Source organism: Methanohalophilus euhalobius, from assembly GCF_900215215.1.
GTDB lineage: Archaea > Halobacteriota > Methanosarcinia > Methanosarcinales > Methanosarcinaceae > Methanohalophilus > Methanohalophilus euhalobius.
Genome location: NZ_OBDR01000001.1, coordinates 325,801 through 352,799 on the forward strand (window position 1 = coordinate 325,801; position 26,999 = coordinate 352,799).

At 41.1% G+C, this 26,999-nt stretch carries 31 protein-coding genes; 5 read left to right on the top strand and 26 right to left on the bottom strand.

Translation table 11 applies throughout. The features are described 5' to 3' along the window. Positions 1–6: 6 nt before the first annotated feature. The 11 genes from CP947_RS01690 to CP947_RS10460 form a co-directional block, all read right to left on the bottom strand. Positions 7–504, bottom strand: coding sequence for a nucleoside deaminase (locus CP947_RS01690; protein WP_253247319.1), 498 nt, complete (start codon positions 502–504; stop codon positions 7–9). After that, positions 461–1,084: a DUF447 domain-containing protein gene (locus CP947_RS01695; protein WP_096711516.1), complete on the bottom strand. Its 624-nt coding sequence runs from the start codon at positions 1,082–1,084 to the stop codon at positions 461–463. The genes CP947_RS01690 and CP947_RS01695 overlap by 44 nt, the downstream gene beginning before the upstream one ends. After that, positions 1,084–2,004, bottom strand: a complete 921-nt coding sequence (locus CP947_RS01700; protein WP_096711517.1) for a triphosphoribosyl-dephospho-CoA synthase — start codon at positions 2,002–2,004, stop codon at positions 1,084–1,086. Before CP947_RS01700 ends, CP947_RS01695 begins: the two co-directional genes overlap by 1 nt. Positions 2,005–2,015: 11 nt before the next feature. Further along, complete coding sequence (locus CP947_RS01705) at positions 2,016–3,143, bottom strand: methanogenesis marker 9 domain-containing protein (RefSeq protein ID WP_096711518.1); 1,128 nt, start codon at positions 3,141–3,143, stop codon at positions 2,016–2,018. A 106-nt stretch (positions 3,144–3,249) separates the two neighbouring features. After that, positions 3,250–3,900 carry a phosphate signaling complex protein PhoU gene (gene phoU, locus CP947_RS01710; protein WP_096711519.1) on the bottom strand — a complete coding sequence of 217 codons (651 nt, stop codon included), beginning with the start codon at positions 3,898–3,900 and terminating at the stop codon, positions 3,250–3,252. 4 nt (positions 3,901–3,904) lie between these two features. Further along, positions 3,905–4,672 (bottom strand): phosphate ABC transporter ATP-binding protein PstB, encoded by a 768-nt coding sequence (pstB, locus tag CP947_RS01715; protein ID WP_096711520.1) that lies wholly within the window; start codon positions 4,670–4,672, stop codon positions 3,905–3,907. A 17-nt stretch (positions 4,673–4,689) separates the two neighbouring features. Continuing rightward, positions 4,690–5,541: a phosphate ABC transporter permease PstA gene (gene pstA / locus CP947_RS01720; protein WP_096711521.1), complete on the bottom strand. Its 852-nt coding sequence runs from the start codon at positions 5,539–5,541 to the stop codon at positions 4,690–4,692. Continuing rightward, positions 5,542–6,435, bottom strand: coding sequence for a phosphate ABC transporter permease subunit PstC (pstC, locus tag CP947_RS01725; RefSeq protein WP_096711522.1), 894 nt, complete (start codon positions 6,433–6,435; stop codon positions 5,542–5,544). 33 nt (positions 6,436–6,468) lie between these two features. Then, entirely contained in the window at positions 6,469–7,377 is a 909-nt protein-coding gene (locus CP947_RS01730; protein ID WP_096711523.1) for a PstS family phosphate ABC transporter substrate-binding protein, read from the bottom strand. 178 nt (positions 7,378–7,555) lie between these two features. Further along, complete coding sequence (locus CP947_RS01735; protein ID WP_096711524.1) at positions 7,556–8,443, bottom strand: PstS family phosphate ABC transporter substrate-binding protein; 888 nt, start codon at positions 8,441–8,443, stop codon at positions 7,556–7,558. Between the two features lie 305 nt (positions 8,444–8,748). Then, complete coding sequence (locus tag CP947_RS10460; RefSeq protein ID WP_165868955.1) at positions 8,749–8,904, bottom strand: hypothetical protein; 156 nt, start codon at positions 8,902–8,904, stop codon at positions 8,749–8,751. 166 nt (positions 8,905–9,070) lie between these two features. On the opposite strand from CP947_RS10460, the gene CP947_RS01745 reads away from it, so the two are divergent. Both CP947_RS01745 and CP947_RS01750 read left to right on the top strand, forming a co-directional pair. Then, complete coding sequence (locus tag CP947_RS01745; RefSeq protein ID WP_096711526.1) at positions 9,071–10,438, top strand: dihydroorotase; 1,368 nt, start codon at positions 9,071–9,073, stop codon at positions 10,436–10,438. Positions 10,439–10,510: 72 nt separating this feature from the next. Then, on the top strand, positions 10,511–11,419 hold the full coding sequence (locus CP947_RS01750; protein ID WP_096711527.1) for an RAD55 family ATPase: 909 nt from the start codon (positions 10,511–10,513) through the stop codon (positions 11,417–11,419). Here the strand turns inward: CP947_RS01750 and CP947_RS01755 are convergent. After that, positions 11,396–12,091 (bottom strand): DUF1614 domain-containing protein, encoded by a 696-nt coding sequence (locus CP947_RS01755; protein ID WP_096711528.1) that lies wholly within the window; start codon positions 12,089–12,091, stop codon positions 11,396–11,398. The two genes, CP947_RS01750 and CP947_RS01755, sit on opposite strands and share 24 nt — an antisense overlap. Positions 12,092–12,139: 48 nt before the next feature. Further along, a complete protein-coding gene (locus CP947_RS01760; RefSeq protein WP_165868956.1) occupies positions 12,140–12,862 on the bottom strand; it encodes a PAS domain-containing protein in 723 nt (240 codons plus the stop codon). Positions 12,863–13,010: 148 nt separating this feature from the next. On the opposite strand from CP947_RS01760, the gene CP947_RS01765 reads away from it, so the two are divergent. Next, entirely contained in the window at positions 13,011–13,337 is a 327-nt protein-coding gene (locus CP947_RS01765; protein ID WP_132130891.1) for a hypothetical protein, read from the top strand. Between the two features lie 10 nt (positions 13,338–13,347). Beyond that, complete coding sequence (locus CP947_RS01770) at positions 13,348–13,539, top strand: hypothetical protein (protein WP_128753999.1); 192 nt, start codon at positions 13,348–13,350, stop codon at positions 13,537–13,539. 9 nt (positions 13,540–13,548) lie between these two features. Here the strand turns inward: CP947_RS01770 and CP947_RS10890 are convergent, their stop codons facing one another. From CP947_RS10890 to CP947_RS01780, 3 genes are read right to left on the bottom strand one after another with little or no spacing between them, the layout of a single operon-like run. Beyond that, complete coding sequence (locus tag CP947_RS10890) at positions 13,549–13,674, bottom strand: hypothetical protein (RefSeq protein ID WP_277749672.1); 126 nt, start codon at positions 13,672–13,674, stop codon at positions 13,549–13,551. A 47-nt stretch (positions 13,675–13,721) separates the two neighbouring features. Beyond that, complete coding sequence (locus CP947_RS01775) at positions 13,722–14,117, bottom strand: Mov34/MPN/PAD-1 family protein (RefSeq protein ID WP_096711532.1); 396 nt, start codon at positions 14,115–14,117, stop codon at positions 13,722–13,724. Between the two features lie 39 nt (positions 14,118–14,156). Then, complete coding sequence (locus CP947_RS01780) at positions 14,157–15,479, bottom strand: DUF92 domain-containing protein (RefSeq protein WP_096711533.1); 1,323 nt, start codon at positions 15,477–15,479, stop codon at positions 14,157–14,159. A 668-nt stretch (positions 15,480–16,147) separates the two neighbouring features. Between CP947_RS01780 and CP947_RS01785 the strand changes: the two genes are divergently transcribed. Then, positions 16,148–19,180 carry a tetratricopeptide repeat protein gene (locus CP947_RS01785; protein WP_165868957.1) on the top strand — a complete coding sequence of 1,011 codons (3,033 nt, stop codon included), beginning with the start codon at positions 16,148–16,150 and terminating at the stop codon, positions 19,178–19,180. Positions 19,181–19,223: 43 nt separating this feature from the next. Here the strand turns inward: CP947_RS01785 and lysA are convergent, their stop codons facing one another. From lysA to mtaA, 10 genes are all read right to left on the bottom strand, one after another. Beyond that, positions 19,224–20,486: a diaminopimelate decarboxylase gene (lysA, locus tag CP947_RS01790; protein WP_096711535.1), complete on the bottom strand. Its 1,263-nt coding sequence runs from the start codon at positions 20,484–20,486 to the stop codon at positions 19,224–19,226. Between the two features lie 185 nt (positions 20,487–20,671). Then, positions 20,672–21,133, bottom strand: a complete 462-nt coding sequence (locus CP947_RS01795) for an arsenate reductase ArsC (protein WP_096711536.1) — start codon at positions 21,131–21,133, stop codon at positions 20,672–20,674. Between the two features lie 141 nt (positions 21,134–21,274). Further along, the gene (locus CP947_RS01800; RefSeq protein WP_341539160.1) at positions 21,275–21,901 is read right to left on the bottom strand and encodes a flavodoxin family protein; all 627 of its coding nucleotides are present in this window, start codon (positions 21,899–21,901) and stop codon (positions 21,275–21,277) included. Further along, the gene (locus tag CP947_RS01805; RefSeq protein ID WP_096711538.1) at positions 21,898–22,533 is read right to left on the bottom strand and encodes an iron-sulfur cluster assembly scaffold protein; all 636 of its coding nucleotides are present in this window, start codon (positions 22,531–22,533) and stop codon (positions 21,898–21,900) included. The genes CP947_RS01800 and CP947_RS01805 overlap by 4 nt, the downstream gene beginning before the upstream one ends. Before the next feature lie 10 nt (positions 22,534–22,543). Beyond that, positions 22,544–23,710: a cysteine desulfurase family protein gene (locus CP947_RS01810; protein ID WP_096711539.1), complete on the bottom strand. Its 1,167-nt coding sequence runs from the start codon at positions 23,708–23,710 to the stop codon at positions 22,544–22,546. Positions 23,711–23,718: 8 nt separating this feature from the next. Then, positions 23,719–24,138, bottom strand: coding sequence for a DsrE/DsrF/DrsH-like family protein (locus CP947_RS01815; RefSeq protein WP_096711540.1), 420 nt, complete (start codon positions 24,136–24,138; stop codon positions 23,719–23,721). Positions 24,139–24,152: 14 nt separating this feature from the next. Next, positions 24,153–24,374 carry a sulfurtransferase TusA family protein gene (locus CP947_RS01820; RefSeq protein ID WP_072357887.1) on the bottom strand — a complete coding sequence of 74 codons (222 nt, stop codon included), beginning with the start codon at positions 24,372–24,374 and terminating at the stop codon, positions 24,153–24,155. A gap of 151 nt (positions 24,375–24,525) precedes the next feature. Further along, positions 24,526–24,789 (bottom strand): hypothetical protein, encoded by a 264-nt coding sequence (locus CP947_RS01825; protein WP_096711541.1) that lies wholly within the window; start codon positions 24,787–24,789, stop codon positions 24,526–24,528. Positions 24,790–24,845: 56 nt separating this feature from the next. Further along, complete coding sequence (locus tag CP947_RS01830) at positions 24,846–25,904, bottom strand: CobW family GTP-binding protein (protein WP_096711542.1); 1,059 nt, start codon at positions 25,902–25,904, stop codon at positions 24,846–24,848. A 42-nt stretch (positions 25,905–25,946) separates the two neighbouring features. Beyond that, positions 25,947–26,963, bottom strand: a complete 1,017-nt coding sequence (gene mtaA / locus CP947_RS01835; RefSeq protein ID WP_096711543.1) for a methylcobamide:CoM methyltransferase MtaA — start codon at positions 26,961–26,963, stop codon at positions 25,947–25,949. Positions 26,964–26,999 lie beyond the last annotated feature (36 nt).

The following is a 26,999-nucleotide window of genomic DNA, read 5'->3' on the forward strand; positions in this document are numbered from 1 at the left end:
AGATCTTCAGTACATATACTTGTCTTCTTTTTCTTCCCATTCGGACAGCAATTGTTGGCATATTTTGCTGTCCAGCTTTTCCACATTCATTTCTGTATCAGTACCTTTACAGAGAGCCCTGTATATCTGTCCGTCGTCAAATCCGATTTTTTCTACCTCGGCTGTTGTTGTCCCATAATAAAGCGTTTTGATGCGTGCCCAGTACAGAGCTGACATACACATAGGGCATGGATAAGAGGTGGTATATATTTCGCAGCCAGACAGGTCAAATGTTTCCAGATTTGATGAGGCTATCCTGATTGCCATTATTTCAGCATGAGCCGTCGGATCATTAAAATCAAGTACTCTGTTATGTGCTCTGGAGATTACAGTTTTATCTTTTACAATTACAGCTCCAAAGGGCCCTCCCAGATTGTGTTTCATGCCCATTCGGGCTTGCTCAATGGCAATTTCCATGAAATTATTCAGTGTCTTTGCCCCCGGATACATGTTTCTTAATTTCATCAATTTCATATAAGAGAATGTCAGCGGCATCTTTTTCCCTCTGTCCTCCACATTTGTAGGTAGTTTCCATGCACTGGTCAATCAAGTCGAGAAACTTATTGTCTCCTGTTAATTCATAACGAGTAGCATGCACTGCTGCCTCAATAACTGCTGTAAGGCCCCGGTTGATGGCCTTTGGTCTATAATCATTGGCTACCGCATCCATTGGGATGATTTCTGCTGTCATGGCCTGTTCTGTATGTTTTATTTCACCGCATATGAAAATAACACTGCTGGCTGAATTTTTTAGCAGTGGTATTTTTGTTGAATTCAGGGAATAGTATTTGAAATTCTCATTTTTGAGATTCGAAAAAGTCGATTTTACAAAAAGTAAAGGGTCACAGGTCACATTGGCGGCAAAATTTTTATCCTGTTTCACATTTTCATAAGTTGTAGAACCTTTATAAAGTCTTATGAAAATCCTGTTATCTTTGCGAATCAGGCCAATTGGAGCAGCGTTGGGGTTTTTTATGCCCGATGTCAATATGATCTCGGAAATTCCATCGCATATACCGTATTTGTCAAGTTCTGAGATTTCCATCAAAACCGCATGCCTCCCATGATTGAAAGGAAAAGCCCGCCTATAATTATATCTGCAGTTGAACCGGGATTTATTTTCTTTTTGAGTAACTCTTCATCAAGTTCAATTATTGAAGGAAGGGTTGCTTCATACCCGCATGCTTCTATCTGTGTGACAATAGCGGTTGCCTTTTCTGAAACCTCGACTGCAGTTTCCCGGTTGAACTTGGTTTGTATGAATGTATCGGGATTTTTCGACAATAACTTGAGGAAAGTGTAAACAATGGAGCAATTTATGTCTGTACAAGTCCCTTTTTCTTCCATAAGGTCAGTGATCTGTTCGCTGCACCGGCAGCACAGTTCAAAACCATGGGTCCACTCTTTAGCTATCATGTCGTAGTTTTCGGATATTTCCATCAATTCGAAAAGGCTGGTTTGATTTTTCCTTAAGATTGTGATGGAATCAGAATCATTGAGATCAAGATCTTCTACATCCTGTACACAGACATTTGCTTTTCCAAAAGCCTGATAGAAATTAATCGAGTCCTCTACATCTGTATGTTTAACTATCCAGTGAGCCCTCTCAACCATTTTTTTCATATCAAACGTTTCATTTTCCTGACTCAGCTGACCTGCAGCTTTTGCCAGGGGAAGAAGGAGTAAGAACGCACCAAAATGTGTGTTTCCTCCTTTTTGCCATTTATTGCTTTCAAGCACGGCTTCTTTGAGCAATTGCCCTATCTTTTCTTTTCCAGAAGCAGCCCTTTCAATTACTGGATAAACACCGGTTGCAGATGCGAGGAAATGTTCATAACAGGTATCGACATAATCATGCGTCCTGTCAATATTTCCGGGTTTTGGTGATGCCGATACCTCCAATATCATTGCAAGTTGGGCACTGCGGGCAACTTCGGAGGGCTGTATCTTGTAACAGGAATTCATATCCCCACCGTTTATTTTTCTTTGGCGTGGTCGAGGATGTAGTCAGCCATTTGTTTTTTGAGTTTCATGTACTCCTGTGGGGGGAGGTCTATAAGGTCCAGCACACCATCTCTCATGAAACACGGTTTTGTGATCTTACAACACCATGCAAGACTACCAAAGCAGGTACTGTCACCGTATTCAAGGGGGGTACCTTTTACAAATTCCATTTTCAGGTTTGCAAATTCCCGGGGACTGAATCCCAGTTGTTTGGCCTTATTATGTACAGCACAGGGTTTTACCGGGAGGCAACAGAAAGTCAGTCCTCGCAGATCGCCCTGTCCTCTGCAAATATGTTTTGGAGCATTATACCAGCCGGTACTTTCCTGAAATTCAGAAACAGCATCTACAAGGCAATCTATAATTTCCGGAGAGTCCATTGCCTGTCTTCCCACAGATACCATATCTGCACCTCTGGAAAACATCTCTTTTGCATCATCAAAGCTCTGTATCGAATTATTGCCTATCAGGAAAATACGTGTTGCATCCCGGATGCGGCGGATAGTGTCAAGATCGGCACCTGCACCTTCTTTCATGGCATCGACATGGATTATATCAGCACCTGCACTTTCAATTGCCTTTGCAAGTTGTATGTCATCAACAACATTTGCCCTGATCTTGACTGAAAGCACGACACCAGTTTCTTTTATCCGCCTTATCCATTCTGTAAGACGTGGGAGGTCTTCCATCAGGGCCTCTCCAACTCCTATTTCTTTCATCTCAGGTTGGCGGCAGTGTGCGTCCAGTTCCATTAATGTACCAGCATCCCTGATGATTTCTGCCACATCAAGTAAGGGTTTAAGTTCACTGCTGCGCAGGTTTATTCCCGCTGTCCCATTGAAATCAACGGCATTTAGCTCTTTTGTGATATATTCGATTGGCTCCTGTGATACAAATTCTTTTCTTCCCCTTTCTATGAGTTCACATGCTGCAGCATTGGTTTTCTCATCAAGGTTGTATCCGCCCATTATCACAAGTGCGGCACTTTTGCCATAATTGTTTACGAATGAACTGTCTGTAATACCCGCCATTGGAGCGATGGCGACTGGATTTTTTAAGTGGATATATCCTATATTTAGATCAAAAAGTTCTTGGGTCACGTTGAAAGCCTCTATTTCTCGTTATTCAGGGGTCAATAGAAGAGACTTCAGCATATTAATTTTACGAATTGAAAAATAGGATGAACAATGAAAAATAAAGGATCAATCAGTTCAGATCGACCCTTTTAGCAGTTGCAATGTATACAATACTTTCACATATATTGCATGTATGGTCTGCAATACGTTCCAGATACCTGAGAACAAACATCATTTCCACTGCGTTTTCAATAACCGTTGAGTTGTCGATCATCATCTGGACCAGATCCTGCCAGCCTGCGTAGACATTCCTGTCGACGATGTCATCTTTTGTAGTGATACCTTTTGCCAGCTCAGTATCCAGTTCTGAATAGGCTTTAATGGATTGTTCTATCATTTCTTCACATGTGGCTATAATAGGTTTACATTCAGAAATTGAAAGAGCCTTCTCAGTATCCATCTTTTTTATTCTTTTGGCCACATCCACTGCCAGATCGCCCATTCTTTCCAGATCGATTGATATTCGATAAGAAGCCGTTATAAGTCGCAGGTCACTGGCAATTGGCTGCTGTAATGCCAGTAATCTTGTGATTCGGGTTTCAACTTTCTCTTCAAAATCATTTACTGTCTGATCCATTTCAATGATTTCCTGAGCAAGTTCTTTATCAATATTTGCAAGTGCCTTTATAGATTTCCTGAACATTTCCTGGGACACGGCACTCATATCAGAGATGTTTTCTTTTAGTTCATCAAGTTCAGCATGGTATTTCTCACGAACCATTTAATCACCCGAATCTTCCCGTGATGTAGTCTTCAGTACGTTTTTCCTTGGGATTTTCGAATATCTGGTTTGTTTCTCCAAACTCGATTATTTTTCCCATAAGGAAAAATGCGGTGTAGTCAGAAATTCTGGCCGCTTGCTGCATATTGTGGGTAACAATTACAATTGTGTAATCCTTTTTTAATTCAAGAATCAGGTCTTCTATCTTATTTGTAGATATGGGATCAAGGGCACTGCATGGCTCATCAAAAAGTATGATTTCCGGTTCTACGGCCATGGTCCTTGCAATGCAGAGTCTCTGCTGCTGTCCTCCGCTGAGGTCCAGGGCTGATGAATCCAGCCTGTCAGATACTTCTCCGTAAAGAGCTGAATCCTGCAGGGTTTTATCAACGATGCCCTTTATATCTTTTTTGGGAACTTTGTGGATTTTTGGACCGTAGGCAATATTATCAAAAACTGACATGGGGAATGGGTTTGGTTTCTGGAAAACCATACCAACCTTCTTTCTGAGTTCAACTACGTCCACATCTTCATCGTAGATGTTTTTATTGTCGATTTTTACCCTGCCTTCGATATGACATACTTTTATAAGATCATTCATCCTGTTTATACAGCGCAGGAATGTGGATTTTCCACATCCTGAAGGACCTATAAGAGCGGTTACACTTTTGCTGGGAATTTTTATATTTATGTCCTGGAGGGCTTGATTGGATCCATACCATAGGTTGAGATCCTCAACCTCTATGTCTGCGAAATTATTAATTTCACTCATCTCTTATCCTCGAATAATTATCTGTGAAGTTTTTTCCTGTAATGTTTTCTGATAATAATTGCTATGCTGTTTATGAGCAGTACCAATATCAGTAACACAAGAGCAGTTCCGTACTGTATGGGCCTGGTTTCCATGGGGTTGAGACCGGAGGTAGCCAGTATGAACAAATGATAGGGCAAAGCCATGAATTGTGAAAATACAGACTCCGGCAGACGTGGTAAAAAGAAAGCTGCACCTGTGAACATTATAGGGGCGGTTTCACCTGCAACCCTTCCAATACTCAGGATAATTCCGGTTACTATTCCGGGTAATGCTTCTGGTAATACTATACTACTTATGGTCTTCCATTTTGTTACACCAAGGGCAAGAGAAGCTTCCCTGTGTTCCTGAGGAACGGTTATCAAGGCTTCTTTGCTTGCTCTGATTACAACTGGCAATATCAAGAGGGAAAGGGTAAGGGATGCCGAGATAATTGACGGTTTAAATGCTAAATATTTAACAAACAATGCCAATCCGAACAATCCGAACACTACGGAAGGGGTTCCGGCAAGATTGTTGATTGCCATTTCAATGATCCAGGTTGAACGGCTTTCCTTTGCATATTCATTTAGGTAGATAGCTGAAAGAACGCCAAGGGGGATTGCTACAGCCATGGATATGCCAACAAGATATGCTGTCCCCATCAAAGCGGGATAGATGCCACCTTCAGTCATCCGGTTTCTGGGCATCTCAGTCAGGAACTCCCAGCTCATTATGCTGTATCCCTGTATTACAATGTAGAGTATAAGAATTGCTACAAATGCAACAACAATCCATATACATGCTCTGAGGAAACAAAATGCTAATTTTTCAGTCGTTCTTGGATCCAATCAGAGCCCCTCCTTGAGTTTATATTTTCTCTTTATCCTATCTGCAACCATATTTATTATGAAAGTCGTAATAAACAATACTGAACCAACTGCAAACAATGCATGGAAATGCGGGCTGCCTTTGGGTACTTCTCCCATTTCAAGTGCAATAGTTGCTGTCATTGTCCTGACAGGATCAAGAAATCCTTCGGGGAATCCAGGTATTATGGCCATGTTACCTGTTACCATCAATACTGTCATTGTTTCACCGATTGCTCTGCCTACTCCCAATATCACTGCGGCGGATATTCCGGAAAGGGCAGCCGGCAATGTTACTTTATAAATTGTCTGCCATTGTGTACTCCCCAGAGCTAATGAACCTTCTTTAAGTGCCAGTGGTACCGCATTAATAGCGTCTTCGGAAATTGAAATTATTGTGGGTAGTGCCATCATTGCAAGCATTATAGAACCCGTAAGGGCTGTTTGGCCTGTGGGTATATCAAAAATATCTTTTATAAGAGGAACCAGGACTACCAGACCAAAGAAACCGTATACAACGGAAGGTATGCCTGCAAGGATTTCAATGAATGGTTTCAGTAAGTCAGCGATTTTTGGGCTTGCCAACTCTGAAATATATATTGCTGCAGCAAGGCCCAGGGGTACAGCTATGGCTATTGCGCCTGCTGTGACCAGAAATGAGCCGAATAAAAGGGGGAGTATTCCAAAACGTGGTGGGGTTGAAGCGGTGTACCATGAACTACCGGTTATGAAACCAGTAAAAGAACTTGTTTCGAATAATAGGTATCCATCTCTAAAAAGAAAAATACAAATGAAGAGAAGGACAACGACAGTCGTTGCCGCTGCTAAGAACAGGCCTATCTCAATGCCCTTCTCTTTAAGTCTTCTGTGAAACATCGCTCACCTCTAAGGGTTCATGCTTCAAATCATTTACTCAACAGGGAAGTATCCTACATCGTAGACGATCTCTGTACCTTCCTCACTCAGGATATATTCTGTGAAGTCTGCAGCAAGGCCGGTAGGCTGTCCGTCTGTGTAAAAGTGAAGGGGTCTGGCAAGTGGATAGTCGCCTGCAAGGATGTTTTCGGAAGTTGGTGCGACCATCCCGTTACCCTTGTTGACATCTACACCCTTTACGTTTTCATTGAGGTAAGCAAAACCGATGTAACCGATTGCTGCATCGTTCTGTGAAACTGCCTGTACCACAGCACCATTTGAGCTCTGTGCGATTGCGTCTTCACGGAATTCGTTGTCTTCACCGAGTACTTCTTCCTGGAAGTAGCCGTATGTACCGGAGCTGCTGTCACGGTTAATTACTACAATTTCCTTGTCAGGGCCACCTACATCTGCCCAGTTGCTGATGGAACCGTCATAGATTCCCTTAATCTGGTCGTAGGTCAGCTGGTCTACGGGATTTGCCGGGTTTACTACTACTGTGAGTCCGTCCCATGCGATTACGTGTTCAACAGGGTCAATTCCGTTTGCTTCAGCATTCTCTATCTCGGAGTCTTTCATCTTCCTGGAAGCCATTGCAATATCTACATCCCCATCTATCAGGGCTGCGATGCCTGTACCGGAGCCGCCTCCACTGATACTGATTGAAGCCTCAGGATGATTTGCCATGTAAGTTTCAGCTGCTGCCTGTGCAAGGGGGAGTACAGTTGTTGAACCTTTTACATTGATTTGTTCTGCTTGTGCAGCTTCTTCAGCACCGGTTGAACCTTCATCACCAGAACTTTCGGTTGGTTCTTCGTCATTGCTGACACAGCCGGCGGTAAATAACGCCAGTACCATTACTAAAGTAAGTGCTATTGAAAGTATCTTTGACCTTTCTACCATAGTTACATTATCCTTTTCCTTTTGAAGGCTTAAGCCTCGGAAAAAGTAATGGATACCGTACTTATAGTCTTTATCGCAATATTCTATGCTACACTATATTTCAACATATAGTCTATATAGATATATTGTGTATGTAATTTCAGGATACTTAAAAATAGAGGGCTAAGAGCAGGCCTTTTTAGGCGGGGAAGTACCCCACATCATTTATAGTTATTGTACCTTCTTCGCTCAGGATAAATCCTATGAAGTCTGCAGCAAGACCGGTAGGCTGTCCGTCTGTGTAGAAGTGCAGGGGTCTGGCAAGTGGATATTTGCCTGAAAGGATATTTTCGGAAGTAGGCTCAACCATTCCATTCCCTGAATCTATATCTACAGCCTTCACACTATCATCCAGATATGCAAATCCTATGTATCCAATTGCTGCATCTTCCTGGGTGACTGCCTGGACAATGGCTCCGTTTGAATCCCGGGATACTAAATCCGGGCGGAATTTAACATCTCCTAATATTTCGTCCTTGAAATAGCCATATGTTCCGGAACTGGGGTCACGGTTCTGTATTATTATTTTCTGGTCTTCTCCACCTACCTCTGCCCAGTTGCTTATGGACCCATCGTAGATCCCTTTTATTTGCTCATAGGTCAGCTGATCTACAGGGTTTTCCGGGTTTACAACTACTGTGAGTCCGTCCCATGCAATTACGTGTTCAACAGGGTCAATTCCGTTTGCTTCTGCTGCTTTTTTTTCGGAATATTTCATTTTCCTGGATGCCATTGCAATATCGACTTCACCCTCGATCAGGGCTTTTATGCCCGTGGTTGATCCCCCACTAATAACATTTATTGACTTCTCAGGATGATTTTCCATATATATTTCAGCAGCTGCCTGTGCAAGAGGGAAGACAGTTGTGGATCCTTCTATGTTGATCTTTTCGACTTTAGTATGTTCTGTTACTGTTTCATTTGTCTTCTCGTCTTGTGTGTTATCATTTTCATTAAGACATCCTGCAGCAAACAATGCCAACAATAAGATAAGTATAATTATTAATGGCTTGTGTGATTTTATCATATTAACCCTCTAATGTAAGTAAAGTTTCTTTTTAAAATAAGTGAACTAGCCATTTATAAATATTTGTTAATATATTCTATATATGTATATATATTCCATGCTGTGAGCATATTGACTTACTCTTCACGTATAAAATCTAAAAAAGTAATTGAACATTTAGTATTGTTCAATCTCTTTTGGTACTATATGATTGCAAGTGTTGCAAAAGTATATGGCCATATTTCCCAGGCGCCTGTTCTCAAGATATGAGCTGCAAAAATAACATCGTATATTGCCTGGCACAACATTAGCCATTGTTTTTGCACTCATTTTCCTTCGATTCCACCTATGAGGAATCTGTAAAGGTCCATTTCTTCATTGTCGAGGTTTCCGTTGATCCTTCCTCTGTATATTGTATGGGAAAGATCCGGATTACCGTTTTGGGATTTGAGTACCTTTTCATTTTTCTCAATGCATTTCATATTGTCTATCACTTCCTCCACCAAAACAAATATTGTATTTCATTAATATATACTTTATCCCTAATATCCATATATCCATTTTTAAATCATTATTTCATCTGGCCGGAAGATGTAAAATAGGAAAAATAATATGCATGTCTATCCATAATTGGTCGAAGGGAAGAGTATGAATGATATATTAATTAAGAACACTAAAGTTTTTTATAAAAATCAGTTGCAATCCGGTGAAGTGCTTATAGATGAGGGTAAAATAAAAAAAATTGCCAAAAATCTGAAGGGGGAGGATGCGGACAGGCATATTGATGCACACGGGGGACTTACTATTCCTGCAGGCATCGATGTACATGTACATTTCCGGGAACCCGGTATGACCCACAAAGAAGATTGGTACTCAGGAAGCTGTGCAGCAGCTGCAGGTGGTATCGGGACAGTTGTGGAACACCCCAACACATTGCCGCCGGTTATTGACAGAAAATCTTTCAGGGAAAAGCTCAAACTGGCAAATCGTAAATCCATCATTGATTTTGGAATTAATGGTGGTGTAGGAAAGAACATTGAAAAGCTGGAAAGTCTCTGGGGGCTGGGTATTACGGCTTTTGGGGAGATTTTCATGGCAGAATCAACTGCCGATCTGGGATTGGATTCAGATTTGCTAAAAGAGGCTCTTGAAACAATCCAGCAACTTGGAGCATTGGCCTGTATCCATGCTGAGGATGAAAATATCAAATGCGATAATGAAATCTTACTCAAGAAAGACTTCACTCCCCTATCCCATTCCCGGATTCGCTCCAATCAATGTGAGGCAATGGCAGTTAAGAAAGCGCTCGAGTTATCTGGTTTAACCTCCGTAAATACTCATTTTTGCCACATCAGTACCCTGGAAGCTTTTGGTCAGCTAAAAAGGGAAAAATACATTCTTGAAAAAGAAAAAGCTTCGCGTCATTTAAGCTTTGAGGTAGCTCCCCATCACCTTTTCCTTTCAGACCGTGATTGGGATAGGCTTGGTACTTTCGGCAAAATGAATCCTCCCCTTAGGAACCGACAAAGTGTGAAAGCGCTTGTTAATGGAATAAATGATAGTACTGTGGATGTTGTAGCTTCGGATCATGCTCCTCATAGGATGTCGGAGAAGGAGGGAGACATTAAGAGCGCTCCTTCGGGTGTACCGGGAGTGGAAACTCTTATGCCCCTTATGATGGTGGGAGTTAAAAGAAATCTTTTTCCTCTCAAACGTCTCATTGAAGTCACAAGCAGCAATCCGGCAAGAATATTCGGACTTGACAACCACGGAAAAGGTGTTTTTGCTGAAGGCTATGATGCTGATCTAATAGTCATGGATCCAAGAAATGTGAAATCTATTAATTCAGATATGTTGCACAGTAAGGCAGGATGGACTCCGTATGAAGGGATGGAAGGCATATTCCCCGAATATACCATTTCCCGCGGGGAGATTATCTGGGATGGTGATATTGTGGGGAGGCGAGGAAGAGGTAATTTCCTTCCGGGTGCCGGTTCTGTTAAAGACGACGATTGATGTACATACTTTCTTTTTTTATGTCCATGGTGCGCAAAATTATATATGCACTATGGACTATATTCTTAAAGCATGGTACGTAACAAATACCCGGTTCATACGACACTCAGTTCGGATGCCATTAAAGTTCTTGATAGGTATGAAAAAGAACTTGGTGCTAAAAACCTTGTACTCGAGAAAGCTTTACTCTCGCTTGACAAGGGGCGCTTCAGGTCAAAAATGGATGCCGGTAATTTGCAATGTTCAATAAAACGGATAAGTACCGGTATTGTTGGGCTGGATGATATGCTGGAAGGAGGTATACCGGAAGGCTTCTCAGTGATTATTACAGGTCCTCCTGGAACGGGAAAGACCACTCTTTGCATGCAATATCTTATGGAGGGTGTAACCAAAGGAGAGAAATGTGTCCTTTTTTCCTTTGAAGAACGTCTTCCACAGCTAGTGCAACAATTTATGAGATTTGGCTGGGATGTTGCAAAATACATCGATGATGGCTACCTGGAAGTTTTTGGGATGTCGATGCTGACCTTTGAAGAGATCACAGAGATTATTGAGACGTATAAGCCCTGCAGGATAGTGTTTGATTCCCTTAATGTTTTTAGCAATCCTGAAAATTTCCGCAATTCCGGAGGCTGGCGTTCGTTACACAGGACGATTAAAAATAGGGGTATAACTTCATTTTTAATAACTGAAAAAAAGCATGGTATTGATACCAAAGATTTTGATGAATATGATTTTCTGGGTGATGGTATCATATTTCTTGATTCCATGCAATTAAATGATATTGATACCACCTTAACTCCTGTTATGGCCATACAAAAAATGAGGGCTACAAAAATAGATCCCACGCCTCAATCATTCAGGTTCGGTGAGAAAGGGATTGAAAAATATCGTTCCATCCAAACATCAAAAGTTCTGCAAAATAAAATTGGAAATCAAGGTAATAGTAGTCCTTATTCAAGGAATGAACCCGGATATTAATGCTGCCAGTAGTGTTGTTACATATATTGCCTGAAAACAGGCTGCACCGCCAATATCTATATAGGCACTTCCTTTTTCTTCTCTTTTCAGGGCCATCAGGGATGCCACAGACCCTGCTATGATTCCGCCGGTCCCGGCGATGAATATGATAGTAGCTGCATTCTGAGGGGCTAATATCAATGCCAGTGGAATTGTAAATATTCCTACATATGAAGGTATCACTATTCCGACCCCGTCAACAAAATCAGCCAGTAATGCAACGACAACCAGCACTATGAGCATTATTTCCAAAGCGACAAAATCCATTTTACTGAAAAGCAGATACAGAATTGTTAACATGGGAATTATAAATCCGCCTACATTAAGTGTGATTTTTGTGTCATAGATCAGGTTTGTGCCTGTTGCAAGTTCTTTTATCACGGGCACGCCGTATGTTTCCTCCAGAAGGAGTGCGTCCCTGTGCATGTGCTGGTTTTTGCGAGTTCTGATTTTGGTTATAGGTATTTCTATATTTGATGCAACTGGCATCAGGAGTAAGATTAAAAAGAGAGGGTATGATGAAATTGGTCCAAGAGTCAGCTGTTGCTTGTAACACAACATGGCCATGGGAAGCAAGGCCAGTATGTATATTATGTAATCTCTCAAACCTATTCTGTTGATGTAGGTGCGCATGCTTACTATCAAAATATAATATTATTTTATATATAATTTATCTGGGAATCAGAGGTCTTCAATGATTCCCTGATATTTTGAAGGATTGCCATTCTCATCACGAATTATAAGGGTCCTTTCAGCAACTTTGCGTATCTGGCCTTCTTTTGTGTATATCCGATATTCCTGATAAAAATCATTGTATCCTTCCCGGCATCTCCTGCTCAGTTCGTCCTCTACTCTTTTCAGGTCGTCTTTGTGGATAATGTCCCCGTAATTAAGATTACCTGACAGGAATTCCTCGGTTGTGTAGCCATACTTTTCAATTTCATCTGATACGTATTCTACAGGCCACCCCTTTTCTACTTTCCAGACAAATGCTACAACAGGACTTTTTGTAGATATCATATCCACACTCATCTCTTCAGAATCCATCTGGCCAGTGATATCCATTACAAAACCCTGGAAATGGCATGGTTCATCCTCGATGTCTCTTTCCACAAGGGTCTTTTCCAGAACCCATCTTTCCTCATCATCAGCAGTTAGTATCCTGTATCGATGGGTGTATTCTTTAATGCCTTTCTTACAGATGCGGTGTATGTTTTCTCTGACTTCATCGATATCGTGTGGATGGATTATTTGTGCATAGGTCTTTCCTCCCGATATAAAATCATCGGCATTGTACCCAAATTGTTGTATGTTATCGGATACAAATTCAACCGGCCAGTCCTTTTCTGCATTCCATAGGAAAACTATTATGGGATTTTCATACTCTTGATTTTTGTCCTGCATAGGAATAATTACCCCCATTATTTCTTTTACATTTCCTCTTTAATTTATCTTCTTTAAGTACCTGTCGAATATTGTTTATTAATTCTTAAGTACAAAGTATTTCCGGTGACCCAATAGGTTAAAAATGATGGAATTATATTGGAACGCTATGGCAGAAAATAATAATAATAATAATAATAATAATAATAATAATAATAATATTAATCATGAAACAAAGGCTCTTGGAAGGTTGAAGATTGAAGTCCAGTCCCAGGAGGAAACCGGTGGTCAGGTGCTGATATGGGCACCTGCTGAAACAAATCAATATCATGCAATTGTAAAAAGTGATGATGAGTACTGGGATTGTATCTTTGCACGCCTCTATTCCAGTGTGGAGGAGGCGAATAAGGCATATGATAATTTTTCTTCTGAAGAGCAAATAGACTCTATGATGTCCAGATGTGGGTTTGGAAAATCTGCCTGCCAGATGATTTAAAGTGATCCAAATGTATCGGGGTAAAAAAAGTGCTAAGTATGCAGGATATGTTCTTTTTGTAATCCTGTTTGTAATAATGGCTTTTGAATGGATATTGGACTTGGGCTATGAGTCTCTTGTATTAATACCTGCAGCTTTTCTTTTTGGAATGATCGGCTATTGGCTTGGAGGAGTTACATATTCGGTCCTGCAGGAAAAATAAGTAAGGGGATTAAAATACTCCCAGCCATCTTCCAAGCACAATAATATATAGAATCAATATTACAAGGCCGGCTCCAAATTTAGCGTTTTCATGTGGTGTTGGTCCTTCTTTTATCACATAGTCTTCAGGTTCCATATTTATCAACCCTTTAAAGAGTTCGATTTCGTTTCATATTTTTTTTGTTAGGGCAGTTCCGGCTGGTCCAATTCTACATCAAGAACCGGCAGGTCTACAGGATACCCTTTCCTGTTATAGCATTGCCAGCTGTTCTCATCGAAAGGCTCGGCAACAATTATATGCCAGTCCCCGGTCTTACCAAACATTATAAGGTCGGCATTTGAGGGCCGATAACTGGGTCCCGGATGGCTGTGCACCGAACCTACGGATTGTACATTTGGCATCATGAATAATTTGATTACTGCATTCATTTCACTGCTCTCTGTTCCAGGCAGAATCATCACATTGCTTATTATGCCTTTTTCTGTTTCCAGTAAACCCACAAATTCCCGGGGATATGTTGATTCACTACTTTTCAATATAAATTTCAGTGTTTCCCGGGCAATCCCCTCTACTTTCATGTATTAGATATAGTTGCGGTAAGTATATCTTTTTTGTCATTACAGGACAAGAATATACAGTATACCGGATATGAGGGCACCTATGGCAGTTGCTACAAAATTGACTCCACTATTGGACAGGTAACCATTTTTCTGGAATGTAGCACCAAGTAAACTATCGATATTTGTACCTCCCCATCCGCCTGCACATGTAATAAGTATGGCAGGAATTATCTGCTCCACAAACCCAAAGGCTGCTCCGAGTATTCCTATTGCCAGTGCTCCCCCAAAGGCTGCAAGTTCTCCAAGGGAAGTTACAGCCCCGTCAGTACCGGTTTTTGTAGGTTTTAAGTTTGTTATCATCCTGGGTGACTGGCGTGCAGTTGTTCCGATTTCACTTGCAAGGGTGTCCCCTGCAGCTGTTGCTACGGTTCCCAGAAAAGCATATGTTATTAGATTGCTATGTTGGGGATATATGCCACATGCAATGGCAAGCACAAGGGCAGCAGTACTGTTGCTGAATACATTTTCATAAGTCCTTACTCCTCCCTTTTCCTGTGCGATACCCAGATCGAGCTTATAGTTGTATTTGTATTTGGTGAATACTCCTCCGAGTATGAAAAAGGTAAGTAGCAAAACAAACCAGAGGATGTTACTAAAAACAATTATCAAAACTCCCATAAGTGTAGCACTCAACACTGCGGAAATATCGGCTATATTGGTGCGATATGCCAGATACCCCAAAAAGAGTGCAAAAATGAATGCAATCAATAAATGGAAAGGAGCAACTGTGTAACCAAAGGATGCAAGAATCCACATTGCCATTGCCGAACCCAGGGTCATTGAAAAAAGCCTATCTACGGAGGATGGTATGGATTCAAATAGAGCTGCTGTAATTGCTCCGATTACTGCTATGAAAAATATAAGTTCGTATGATACAGCGGCTGTCCAGTATGCATACCATGAACCTGCTATAAAGGCAGAAGCGGCCCCTGCTATTAATAAAGCAAGGCTTGATGGGAGATTGGTAGTATTTTCTTGTGAGTCCTTTTTGGTGCCCCGGCGCACTATGGCTGCACTTGTGAAGCCAATGGTGGAGATCTGGATTGCTGATATAATTATGTATTTTGGTAGGGAATAGGAATAGTGATTCGCAGTAATACTTATCAAAAGTAGCAAAACTACTGAGACAATAAGATTGGTTATATTCCGATTGCTACTGGTTATGTAGCCATATACACCCGCACCTGCAAAAATCAGGAGTAAGATTTCCCTGCTTAAGAATGGAAATATGAGCATGGAAACTAATGCGATAGTTATTAAATAGAGGGTATAGTTTTTCCCTATATCTTCTCCGGTAAAGCATTTTGGCCAGCCTGTCATGAAAATCAGAGATTTTTTGTTTAATAAAGCACTGATTATTTATAAAAGTCATCTTTTAGTTTAATTTGTTTTTATATATGTATTTGTGCACAAATGGTAAAATTAATTTTTGAAGATTTGAATGAGACGATTCAGATTCCAGGTGTAACCAGAAATCATGCATACCAACTATATATTAGTTCACTATTTTTATAGTTTACATTCCAAAACTATATATTAATGTTCCTGCCTTAGGACCATTAAGGAGTGGTACAATGAACCGATATGACTATCTCTTAAAAAATTGCCCGGTTTGCGGAACAGATCTCAGGGAAAACAATGATTATCAGATATGTGAATGCTGCCATTACTGGACTCAAAAAGGCCAGGCTAGAATAGATTCAATTCTGATATGCTAACATGAAGGTTTACAATGTGCCAAATAGCAAAAAGCAAAATCAATAGGTGCTAACATTGATTATAGACAAATAAGAATGTGGACTGCCAAACCCCTTTGATTAAATCTTTATGTCTTTTTTTATTGTCCTGTGGTGATTTTATATCCAAACAATAATTTTAAATTTTAGTAAGCATTGTATTATATTAATTGATTTAATGGACCGTGGTGATAGGTTTAAATGGTGATGGGGTTCAAAAACATTTTATCAATGTTTACTTTAGTCTTATTTTTGGCAATTACTCTATGTCATCCAGCTGTTGCTGTTGACAATTTGAATGATGGTATATCCCTTTATTCGGATGAAGTAAATATTACACAGGAAGTAAATATTACACAGACAAATGATTCTCAGTACCTTTATAGTGACACATATGAGAACATTTCATCTTTTTATTTATCAGGAAACTATGATCAATCTCTGGAAGTTTCCAAAAGGGTTCTAGATTCCAATCCCAATTCTACTTATGCCCTTTATATAGCTGGCCTGAGTCTCGAAAATCTGGCTCGTGAGAATGAAGCCACACAGTACTATGAAAAAGCTCTTTTGAACCTGAAGGACGCTGATCAAAATATAACTGAAATGGTCAATAATCCCGATCTGGAAGTGTTGCCAATTCTATTCCTTAAAGGAAAAATAAGCCATTTAGAGGGTAATTATAATGATTCGCTTACATATCAGGATGCAGCATTAAGTGCTTATGGATATCATTCTGAGGACCTCTATAACAAAGGTCTGTATTACAAAAATGAAGGCAAGTACGAGGATGCAATCGAACATTTCCAGGCTGCTTTGCGTATCAATCCCTCCAAAACAGATTCCTGGACACAGCTGGGGGAATGCTATGAAGCCATGGGAGAGTATCAGAAAGCACAGGATAATTATGATAAAGCCCTCCTAAGGGATCCAAATAATTCTGAATTATTATTGAAGTATGGTCTTGTTGCAGAAAAAATGGATGATTACAACCTAGCCATTGAATATTATGACAGGGTGCTTGAAATACAACCATACAATGTGGATTCATGGAGATACAAAGCCCGCAGTCTTGAAGAACTGGGTCAGAATAATTATGCACTAACCTGTTACAATCAGGCACTGGAATACGATCCGGAAAATAAAACACTATGGAACCTGAAGGGGCAATTACTGGATGAACTTGGAAGGTATGAGGAGTCGATTGAATGTTATGACCAGGCCCTTAAATTAAATCCGGATCATGCACGTGGTATCGGACGTGTTTCAGAGGCTCCCTCAATTATGATTGAAACCGATTCCCATGAGGTTTTCTATGAAACACCCCAGTTTGATTCAGAGTCTGCCCAGATACTGTTCAATAAAGGTGAAGCATTCTACAGGCTGGAAAAATATGAGGATGCACTTGAATGCTACAATGACGTACTTGAAACAGAACCTCATGCCGTCGTATGGTACCGAAAAGCTACTATTCTTAAAAACTATGGTGATTTTTCAGAAGCTATCGATAGCTATGGAGAAGCCCTTGGCATTGAGCCGGATGCTCCTGCTGTATGGTATGAACAGGCGGTATTGTTAGACAGGATAGGCGAGTATGGAAAAGCAGTTAAGAGCTATGAGGAGGCCACAGAAAGGGATGGGAACTATACCCTTGCCTGGTATGAGATGGCTGTTGACCTGAAAATACTGGGTAAATATGAGCAATCTTTAGAGGCTTATGATAAAGTCTGTGAACTTGAGCCATCCTCAGCACAGGTGTGGTATGAGAGAGGGGCCGTTCTGGATGAACTTGGAAGGTATGATGAAGCTATCACTTCTTATGAAAAAGTCCTTGAACTGAATCCTGGTCACTCAGCAGCCAGTTATCAACTAAGGACTGATCAGAGTAAGCTATCGCAATCCAATCAAAAAGAATCTGATCATAGGAATAATTTTCATTATACAGGCAATTCCCCGTTCCTTGATTTCCTTAAAAGTAACGGATTTGATCTGACTTTCATGGGAAGTGGGACAGATGTGTCTGTCAACTCCCTTGCGTCTATTGAAGATGGTGAGCTGCCAGCTCCCGAATACCTATGGTATTCACGCGCCATGACAATGTCAGCCGTAAATAATACGAATAAATCCCTCTCTTCATTTGAAATGGCTACAATGATAGAACCTGATTATGCAGCTGCCTGGGAAGGTAAAGGGGATCTTTTCAAAAAATACAATCAATGGGACAATTCTTCAGATGCGTTTAAACAGGCTCTTTCAGTTAATTCCGATTCTGTGAAATTGTGGCATAAATACGCAATAGTATCACAAAAGGCAGATGACCTCCAGACTGCTCTGTATGCTTATGGAAGAGTAGTAAAGAATGATCCGGATAATGAGGATGCTCTGTATAACAGGGGATTGATATACGATAAACTGGGAAGTTTCAGGAATGCAGCCAACGCTTACCAGAAATATCTCAGTTTGGAGCCAAAAGACATGAATGCATGGTATCTGCTAGCTCAATCCGCACACAAGGCAAGGATGTATGATGTATCCCTGAGTGCAATTGATACTGTCATTAATAATCAGCCTTCAAATCAGGATGCTTTGTACCTCAAATCTGACAACCTTGAAAAAATGGGCCGTTTCAGTGATGCAATAGTTGTTTATGATGAAATTCTGGATTCTGACCCCGAAAATCAGGATGCATTGTTCAATAAGGGGCTGGCTTTTGAAAATATCGGACAGTACCAGAAAGCAATCGAATGCTATGAACAGTTACTTGCCGTTAATCCACAGCATGTTACTGCAATGGAGCATAAAGGGTTTAATCTATACCTTCTTGGAGAGTACAATAAAGCCGATGTTGTATACGACCAGATTCTAACGCTCCAGCCCAACAACGCTGACGCTCTCTATCACAAGGCTACTATCAAGTACCTGTTGAGTAGCTATGCAGGATCAATAATATATTATGACCGTCTACTTGAGGTGAAACCCAATTGCATTACTGCATGGTACAACAAAGGATTTGCCAATAACATGATGGGTAATGTCGATGAGGCAATCGAATGCTATGATCAAGCCCTTTCGATTGATCCGAACAATCCTTCTGTACTTTATAATAAGCGGTTTGCCCTTTATAGGATAGGTAAATCTTCAGAGGCAAAGACAACCAAATTGAAACTTGATTCCATAGATCCGGGTTTTGAAGAGGCTCTGGACAACAGGGGAACGAAATTCTTCCTGCCAAAGGAATACGACCCCAATCTGGGATATGAGCTGCCTTCACGATGGTATAATGAATAATCGGGTTTATACCCGATTATATTTGTTTTTTTTCCAGGCTATTTCATTTAAAATTCTCAAGACCTTCAAAATCCAGTGTGGCAAAATAGTCTTCCATGGTCTCTGCTCTTCTGATTTGTACAGCACTGCCATCTTCCCTGAGCAAAATTTCAGCAGAGCGCAATTTTCCATTATAATTGAATCCCATTGAATGGCCGTGTGCTCCGGCATCATGCATTGCCAGGATGTCACCGATTTCGATTTCAGGCAGTTTCCTGTCTATGGCGAATTTGTCATTGTTTTCGCAAAGAGAACCTGTCACATCATATGTATGGTCATGAGGCTGGTTTTCCTTGCCAAATACAGTTATATGGTGGTAAGCTCCGTAAACACCCGGCCTCATAAGGTTTGCCATTGTGGCATCCATTCCTACAAAATCCTTGTAGGTATGCTTGAGATGGCGTACTTTACTGATGAGGTATCCATAGGGTCCGGTGATTACTCTCCCACATTCGAGGTAGATATTGAGGGGGCCAAGGCCGTTTGCGGAAATTATTTTATCATATTCTTCCTTAACACCTTTTGCTACAACATCATAGGGAACTGGTTCCTGGTCTGGTTCGTAGGGTATTCCTATACCGCCTCCCATATTCGCGAATTCGAATTTGATACCGAGTTCCTTTGAAATATCAGCGATAACTTCAAAGAGAATCCTGGCAGTTTCTATGAAATAGGTAGGATCCAGTTCATTGGATGCCACCATTGTGTGGATACCGAATCTCTTGACCCCTTTATCGGCCAGTTTTTTATATCCTTCAAAGAGCTGTTCCCGGGTAAAACCGTATTTTGCATCTTCAGGATTGCCTATGAACTTGTTACCTTTTTTTAATGCACCGGGATTATAGCGGAAACATATCATTTCAGGCAGGCCTGCATGTTTTTCAAGGTAATCGATATGACTTATGTCGTCAAGATTGATTATAGCGCCCAGTTCTTTTGCCTTGACGAATTCTTCTGCTGGTGTATCGTTGGAGCTGAACATAATATTTTCGCCAACAATACCCGCTTTTTCAGCAAGTACAAGTTCGGGAAGGGAACTGCAATCGGCACCAAATCCCTGGTTTTTCAAGATTTTGAGTATATATGGATTGGGGAGGGCTTTTACAGCGTAGTATTCCTGAAAACCTTCCAGAATCCCGAAGGCTTCTTTAAGTTTTTCCACATTTTTCAGTATGCCTTTCTCATCATAGAGATGGAAAGGAGTAGGATATTTTTCCGCGATCTCCTGTACTTTTTCTTTAGTAAAAGGTACTTCTTTTGATACCATTTTTTTCTCCTCAATAATTGTAAAATAAAGAAGATACACTCAGTGGTGTATTTTTATTAAGATGATTATTGCTATTGCTGTGATGAAGGTTTCTTATATAGTTTATCCTTATCTGAATAAGAAACAAAAAAAGCATTATGTGGGGTGATTTATGCCCTCCACCTAAAAAGTATTCTGGAATTGAATTATTTTGAGCCTTGTGAAAATCCGCTTGTTTCTTCTATGAATTGTTCAACTCTCTTTTTTATTGTGTCTCTCAAATTCCTCATTTGTTCCAGCTTTTCTTCATGTGTGCCTGTGAAATTTTCAGGTTCCGGGAATGGCCAGTATAATTTTGCAAAGGGTTTTGGGTATATAGGACATCTCTTCTCGTGCTCTCTGTCGCAAACAGTGATTACGAAATGGAAAAATTTACCTGCCCGGAAAAGGTCCCATGCATCCTGGGTCTTTTTCTTTGTGAGGTCGAATCCATCTTCCTTCATTACTTCAAGGACGAGTGAATTAATCTGTTCGGGTTCAAAACCCGCACTCTCAGCTTCGAACTTGCCTTCTCCAAGTCTTTTCAGGTATTCTTCTGCTATCTGGCTTCTTGCACTGTTGTGCACACAAATGAAAAGTACTTTGATATTTTCGTTGCTTTCTTTCATGAAATGTAGAGGAGCTGATGTGGCAATAAGTGTTACCTACATAGATTATGTAGATTCTATATCAAGCAGTACTGATTAATTGTGCCTGTGATTTTTCAATAACAAACCTGTATTTTAGTTATCAATCCAACAGGCCATACTTCACTTTAATTTCCCTGCAAGTTCCTCGCCCATTTCGAAAGCCTTTTTAAGCGCTGCTTCATCCTTTTTGATAATTCCCCTGTCAAATTGGTTAAGCACAGACATCGCCTTATCCACTGTGTATCCCAGGGCTTCCAGGGGATAACTCATGGCTTCCAGGCTGAACCCGATATCTTCAATGATAGGTTGCTCTCCAATGGTGAAAACGCAGGCACGTCTTCCCTGTCCTGCCAGCCGGCTGGAATACTCACGTGGTCTGTCATCTGTGAAATTGTAGTAAGGATAGAGGCGATCTATGAAGGTTTTCATAAGGGAGGTAACGTTGTAATTGTAGGTAGGGGAACCAAGCACCATACCTTTTGCTTCTTCGATCTTCGGATACAGTAAATTCATCCCGTCATCGTCATGGAAGCGGGTACAGGTCTTATCCTGGTGACATCTTTCACATCCCACGCAGGACTCAATACTGTAATCCCGCAGATGTACTATCCCGACTGTAGCACCGTTACTTTTTGCGCCTTCCATTACCTCATCCAGCAATACGTCAGTATTGCCTGCCTTCCTGGGGCTTGCACAGATTCCCAGGATATCTATTGTAATACTATATTCCTCCTCTTCTGTAATTATTCTGTGAAAACGACCTTCACTTCTTCGATATCCCAGAGTGACTCTACTTTCTCCAGAATATCCTCTTTAATAGCCGATGCGAACTGGTGATCTGAAGGAAGGTCTATAAGTATTCTCACAGAACCCTCATTTATCTCTATCTTTGTCACAAGTTCCGTCCTGACTATATCCAGCCCCGCCATGGGATTCATGACATGTTTCAGGCGCCTTCTGACGACTTCTTCAGTAGTAGTTTCTTTCTCACTCACAAGGCCATGCTTTTCTTCATAATCCCTAATTGCCGCCCTCAAACCTTCCACAGCCAGTACTGAACAGTGTGCTTTTACTGTGGGCAGCCCCCCTAGTTCTTCGGTGGCTTGCTTCCATGAGATATTTTTGGCTTCTTCCAGGGTCTTTCCCTTGGCCATTTCGGTAATTATGGAAGCTGTAGCGATATTGGATGCACATCCATAGGATTCAAATTTTATATCCTCTATCACCAGGGTTTCGGAATTGACATTCAGGTATACTGCCACCATGTCACCACATGCCGGACTTCCTTCCAGCCCCTTGCCATCCGGGTTTTCTATTTTACCCACATTCCGGGGGTTTTTAAAGTGATCAAGAACTTTTTCACTGTAAGGGAATTTCACATTAAACACCTCACTTTTTCTCGTACAATGGACTAATTTCTCTTAATTGAGCAACGATTTCCTTTATCGCATCCACCATGGCATCGGTTTCCTCAAGGGTATTGTAACGACTGAAGGTAAAGCGCAATGACCCATGGGCCCTTTCATGGTCTCCCCCTATGCCCAGTATAACGTGACTTGCTTCAAGGGAGCGGCTAAAGCACGCAGAACCAGTGCTGACCGCAAATCCACGCATATCCAGATGTAGGGTAAGTGATTCACCTTCTACATAATGGAGCGTTATGTTGGCATTATGTGGACTCCTGTGTTCCTTACTTCCGTTTAATATTACATCCGTAATTTCACTGGATATTCTCTCTATAAGATGGTCTCTAAGTGCTTTGATCTGCCTGTTTTCCTCTTCTGTCACAAGTTCTACTGCTTTTGCAAATCCTACGGCCCCCGGTATATTTTCAAGGCCCGCCCTGAGGTTGAATTCCTGGAATCCACCGTCCATCCATTTATTGATAGGTGTGTCTTTGCGTATATAGAGCCCTCCAACACCACGGGGTCCATGTATGGTATGTGATGCAACCGTTATCAGGTCCACAGGAATTTTTTGTACATCTATTGGAACGCGTGTGAAACTATGGGTGGCATCTGTATGCAGAAGTACTCCTTTCTCCCTGCATATGTTTGAAATGCTTTCCAGATCCTGCAGCGTACCTATTTCCTGATTGGCATGCTGTATCGAGACGAGAACAGTTTCGTCTGTGATCGTCTCGGCAAGTTGTTCTGTATTTAGCCGACCAGTGTCATCCACTTCAATGAAATCGACTTCAAAACCCTGTTTTTCCAGTGCTTTTGCGGTGTTCAGGACGGGGAAATCCTCGATTTTTGAGACAATAAGGTGTTTCCCCTTCTTTTTGAGCGCAGATGTTACTCCCTTTATTGCCATATTGCTTGATTCGGTGCTTCCGGATGTGAAAACAATTTCTCCCGGCGAAGCATTTAATGAATCTGCAATTGTGGACCTTGCTTCTTCAAGCGCCTCCTTTGCATCAATACCCATCGAATAGGCAAACTCTGATGTTGCCACTGCATAAGTATCAAAATAATACGGCTTCATTGCCTCAAACACTCTTTCATCCAACCGTGTGCTTGCGGAATTATCAAAATAAGCAGTTTTGTCTTCCATACAATTCCTCAGATAAACAATGTAATCTCTGCATCTTTTGCTTCATGGACATAGGTGCCCACAGCACCATATTCATCAATCCATTCGGTACGTAGCTGTTCTTGTTTGATTCCCATAATTTCCATGGTCATTTCACAGGCAATTATTTTACCCCCCAGTTCCTTGAAATCGGTCATCATTTTTTCAAGAGGAGCTACATTGGCCTTTTTCATCCTGCTTTTGACCATCCATTTTCCAAGCCCCAGGAAATTCATTTTGGAGAAGGGACCCTTTTCGAGTCCTCCTTTTTTCAACCGCTCAAGGCCCCAGAAAGTAAAATACAGGGAAACTTCCATTCCCATCGACAGTGAACCATTTGCAATAATGAGTGCACTGTACAGTTTGTCCATGTCTCCGCTATGGACTATTATGACGGTTTTATTGCTCACAGAAACCAACCCTTTTAACGCTTAATTCTGATTTTCCACTCATCAGCTTCTTCATCGATACCTATAATTTCAAGCCCCATGGATTCACAGGCCATTGGTATCTCCTTCTTTGAAGCTGGATGTGTGCCGGTGACTATGACTTCGTCTCCCGGTGTAGCTTTTCTCAGTGCCTTCCTGCATTCAACTAGCGGTACCGGGCAGGTCTCTCCCCTTGTATCTACTTCTATTTTTGTCATTTCTTTTCCCCTGAATATCTATCATATCTGCAATTTCACAATTGTTAACATGTTTATATGTTTGCAAATGATATATAAGTTTCTCGCATAGCATAACAGGCTGCATGGCTCATTTGAAGAATGTCGATCACCCTTATCGGCATTCTTCTGGTCAGAACAACATAGCAAGAGTAATTACAAAAAGGATGATAGCGACCGCTCCCATGATCTTCATGAGATTTTCTTCACCTTCAAAGGCATATTTATCATCTCCTTCCTGCTTTCGTATCTGTGATAATCCGAAAGAAACACCACCAAGTGACCCTATTGCTATACCCATTATAGTGCCAAGCCCCACGCTTCCTATAGACGGTCCAAGTAACAGGTTGCCGTAGAGTGCACCCGCAATAGATCCTGCAGATACCCATATAGGCATCACTCTCTGATTTTGCTCCGATTTGTTATCAGTTATTATTAGACCCCCGGTTCTGTTTATATAGAAATATCACACAGGTTAATGATATTTTTTGTGTCTGTATGTTGCTGAAGTCTCTGAAGATCAATTCCTGTTTCCGCAAACATTTCCTCAATAGTGTTTTCCAGTATTTTGACTACATCATCCTGTCTGATATTTGTCACAGCTGCCAATGCTCTAACTTTTTGGTTTGCAACATTTTCCCTCTCAAAAATTTCTATTTCAGGTTTGTTTGTAGAGGATGTGAGGCTGATTTTCAGGAAAGTTTTCGGTAGGTCCATGGACATCTTTATATGGCCTATAAAATCCGGATTCAATTGAATGAACTGGCTATGTATGGAATCAACAATTTCATTTGCCAGTTTGTGCCCTTTCTTGATTTCCAGATCATTTGTCTCAATTGCAAATTCAATAGCATGTGATGATACATTTGATTCGGCAATAGAATTTTGTTTTATAGAATGGTCTCTTTGTTTTCCTTCTCCACTTATGGTTTCTATTAATTCTTCAAAATTTCCTTCATTTTCCTTTGCAGAAAATTCCAGAATTCTTGCATCAGTATTATAGTGTTGCAATAACGCTTTGACTTTACTGATCTGTTCATCTGTCGCGACGTCTATCTTGTTAATGCCCAGGATGTCTGCATCCTCTATCTGGGTCTTTATGAATATTGGAACCTGTTCTATTTCCAGATCGAACCTGCTGCCATCGATCAGGTTTATTATTGGGGAAAACTCCATATCTGCAATTTTCATCAATTCAATTTCTTCTTTGATCTGCCGGGGGAACGCAACACCTGTAGGTTCAATAATTACCGTGTCCGGTCCATATTCCTCGGCAAGGGAGTCAAGCGCCTGTTCCATATCGATTTTCAAAGTGCAGCAAATACATCCGTTGGTGATTTCCCTGGTTTCCACTCCTTCTATATCCAGTGTTGTCCCATCAACTCCGATTTCACCTATCTCATTTACGATAATAGCGATTTTCTCGCCTTTATCATTGAGATATTTTCCCAGCTTAAGCAGGGTAGTAGTTTTACCGCTGCCCAGAAATCCGCCAATGATTATTACTTTCATTTATTACACCTTTTGAAAAAGTAAGTTACTTCTTGATCCCTTTTACTTTTCCCCGCAGAATCCATTCCGTGCCTGTGTAAGGGCCTGCATATTTTTTATGGGTGATTGTGGTGCGATTCCGCAACCTGGGGCCAGGATGTCCACGCCTACCTCCAGACATTTCAAAGCTTCTGCTTTTACTTCTTCAGCATTTTTATTGTATATGGTAGTGGAAGTTGAAACATTGCCTATCAGTGCAGCACCGCCTTCATGTGCCATTTTTATGGCGTATTGCAGATCTTCAACACTTTCTTCAACACTTATACCACAAAATCCACATTCGGCAATATCTTTTATTACGGGATCAGATTTTCCGCATACATGGATTACACATTTACCGTTAACAGAATCTACAAGTTGTCTATAGTATGGTTTTATGACGGACTTAAACATAGCCGGTGGAACAATGTCAGGGGAAACAACTGCTTCTCCGAAACATATTACATCTGCTCCTGCTTCCAGGCTTTCATTAGCAGCTTTTATGCATGCCCGGCTAGTGGCTTCCATTAATCTTTCTATTTTATGTGGTTCTTTCAGTATTTTTAACAGGAATGGCTTCATGCCCATCAGATTAACAGCAAGGTCCACAGGACCGGCAAAACCACATATAAGTGGAACTTCATTCCCGACTTGCCTTTTTATAATATGTGTGGCTTCAAGAATTGCAGGCATTCTTCCTCTTTGCATCAAATCTTCAGGGACTTCTATGCCTTCAATGTTGATCTCCGGTCCTTCGAGTACAGCAGGAGGTATGTCCTTTGATCCCCTGTGAATCTTACAGCCGAAACTTTCTGCCAGCACTGTTAAGTCAAAGGGGTAGCGTATAGTCTCAAATCCAAGGATACTCTGGGTGGCTATTGCCAGCTCAGCCATCTTTTCAGCATCAAAGTCAGCTTCGGGTCTGGCAACACCACATGAATCCATAATTTCCAGCGGAGCAGCGGTTGTGAACAATCCTGCAGGAATTTTATCTACTGGTTTACGTTCCAGTGCATTGATGATTCTCTGTTTTTGTTGCATGGTTGACCTTTGTATAAGTTATTCTATTCTAGTTAT

Excerpts from the sequence above, each read along its gene's own strand:
- CP947_RS01690 (WP_253247319.1), bottom strand. The coding sequence starts at position 504 with ATGAAATTAAGAAACATGTATCCGGGGGCAAAGACACTGAATAATTTC.
- CP947_RS01695 (WP_096711516.1), bottom strand. The coding sequence starts at position 1,084 with ATGGAAATCTCAGAACTTGACAAATACGGTATATGCGATGGAATTTCC.
- CP947_RS01700 (WP_096711517.1), bottom strand. The coding sequence starts at position 2,004 with ATGAATTCCTGTTACAAGATACAGCCCTCCGAAGTTGCCCGCAGTGCC.
- phoU (WP_096711519.1), bottom strand. The coding sequence starts at position 3,900 with ATGGTTCGTGAGAAATACCATGCTGAACTTGATGAACTAAAAGAAAAC.
- pstB (WP_096711520.1), bottom strand. The coding sequence starts at position 4,672 with ATGAGTGAAATTAATAATTTCGCAGACATAGAGGTTGAGGATCTCAAC.
- pstC (WP_096711522.1), bottom strand. The coding sequence starts at position 6,435 with ATGTTTCACAGAAGACTTAAAGAGAAGGGCATTGAGATAGGCCTGTTC.
- CP947_RS01730 (WP_096711523.1), bottom strand. The coding sequence starts at position 7,377 with ATGGTAGAAAGGTCAAAGATACTTTCAATAGCACTTACTTTAGTAATG.
- CP947_RS01735 (WP_096711524.1), bottom strand. The coding sequence starts at position 8,443 with ATGATAAAATCACACAAGCCATTAATAATTATACTTATCTTATTGTTG.
- CP947_RS10460 (WP_165868955.1), bottom strand. The coding sequence starts at position 8,904 with ATGAAATGCATTGAGAAAAATGAAAAGGTACTCAAATCCCAAAACGGT.
- CP947_RS01745 (WP_096711526.1), top strand. The coding sequence starts at position 9,071 with ATGAATGATATATTAATTAAGAACACTAAAGTTTTTTATAAAAATCAG.
- CP947_RS01750 (WP_096711527.1), top strand. The coding sequence starts at position 10,511 with ATGGTACGTAACAAATACCCGGTTCATACGACACTCAGTTCGGATGCC.
- CP947_RS01755 (WP_096711528.1), bottom strand. The coding sequence starts at position 12,091 with ATGCGCACCTACATCAACAGAATAGGTTTGAGAGATTACATAATATAC.
- CP947_RS01760 (WP_165868956.1), bottom strand. The coding sequence starts at position 12,862 with ATGCAGGACAAAAATCAAGAGTATGAAAATCCCATAATAGTTTTCCTA.
- CP947_RS01765 (WP_132130891.1), top strand. The coding sequence starts at position 13,011 with ATGGCAGAAAATAATAATAATAATAATAATAATAATAATAATAATAAT.
- CP947_RS01770 (WP_128753999.1), top strand. The coding sequence starts at position 13,348 with ATGTATCGGGGTAAAAAAAGTGCTAAGTATGCAGGATATGTTCTTTTT.
- CP947_RS10890 (WP_277749672.1), bottom strand. The coding sequence starts at position 13,674 with ATGGAACCTGAAGACTATGTGATAAAAGAAGGACCAACACCACATGAA.
- CP947_RS01775 (WP_096711532.1), bottom strand. The coding sequence starts at position 14,117 with ATGAAAGTAGAGGGGATTGCCCGGGAAACACTGAAATTTATATTGAAA.
- CP947_RS01780 (WP_096711533.1), bottom strand. The coding sequence starts at position 15,479 with ATGACAGGCTGGCCAAAATGCTTTACCGGAGAAGATATAGGGAAAAAC.
- lysA (WP_096711535.1), bottom strand. The coding sequence starts at position 20,486 with ATGGTATCAAAAGAAGTACCTTTTACTAAAGAAAAAGTACAGGAGATC.
- CP947_RS01795 (WP_096711536.1), bottom strand. The coding sequence starts at position 21,133 with ATGAAAGAAAGCAACGAAAATATCAAAGTACTTTTCATTTGTGTGCAC.
- CP947_RS01810 (WP_096711539.1), bottom strand. The coding sequence starts at position 23,710 with ATGGAAGACAAAACTGCTTATTTTGATAATTCCGCAAGCACACGGTTG.
- CP947_RS01820 (WP_072357887.1), bottom strand. The coding sequence starts at position 24,374 with ATGACAAAAATAGAAGTAGATACAAGGGGAGAGACCTGCCCGGTACCG.
- CP947_RS01825 (WP_096711541.1), bottom strand. The coding sequence starts at position 24,789 with ATGCCTATATGGGTATCTGCAGGATCTATTGCGGGTGCACTCTACGGC.
- CP947_RS01830 (WP_096711542.1), bottom strand. The coding sequence starts at position 25,904 with ATGAAAGTAATAATCATTGGCGGATTTCTGGGCAGCGGTAAAACTACT.
- mtaA (WP_096711543.1), bottom strand. The coding sequence starts at position 26,963 with ATGCAACAAAAACAGAGAATCATCAATGCACTGGAACGTAAACCAGTA.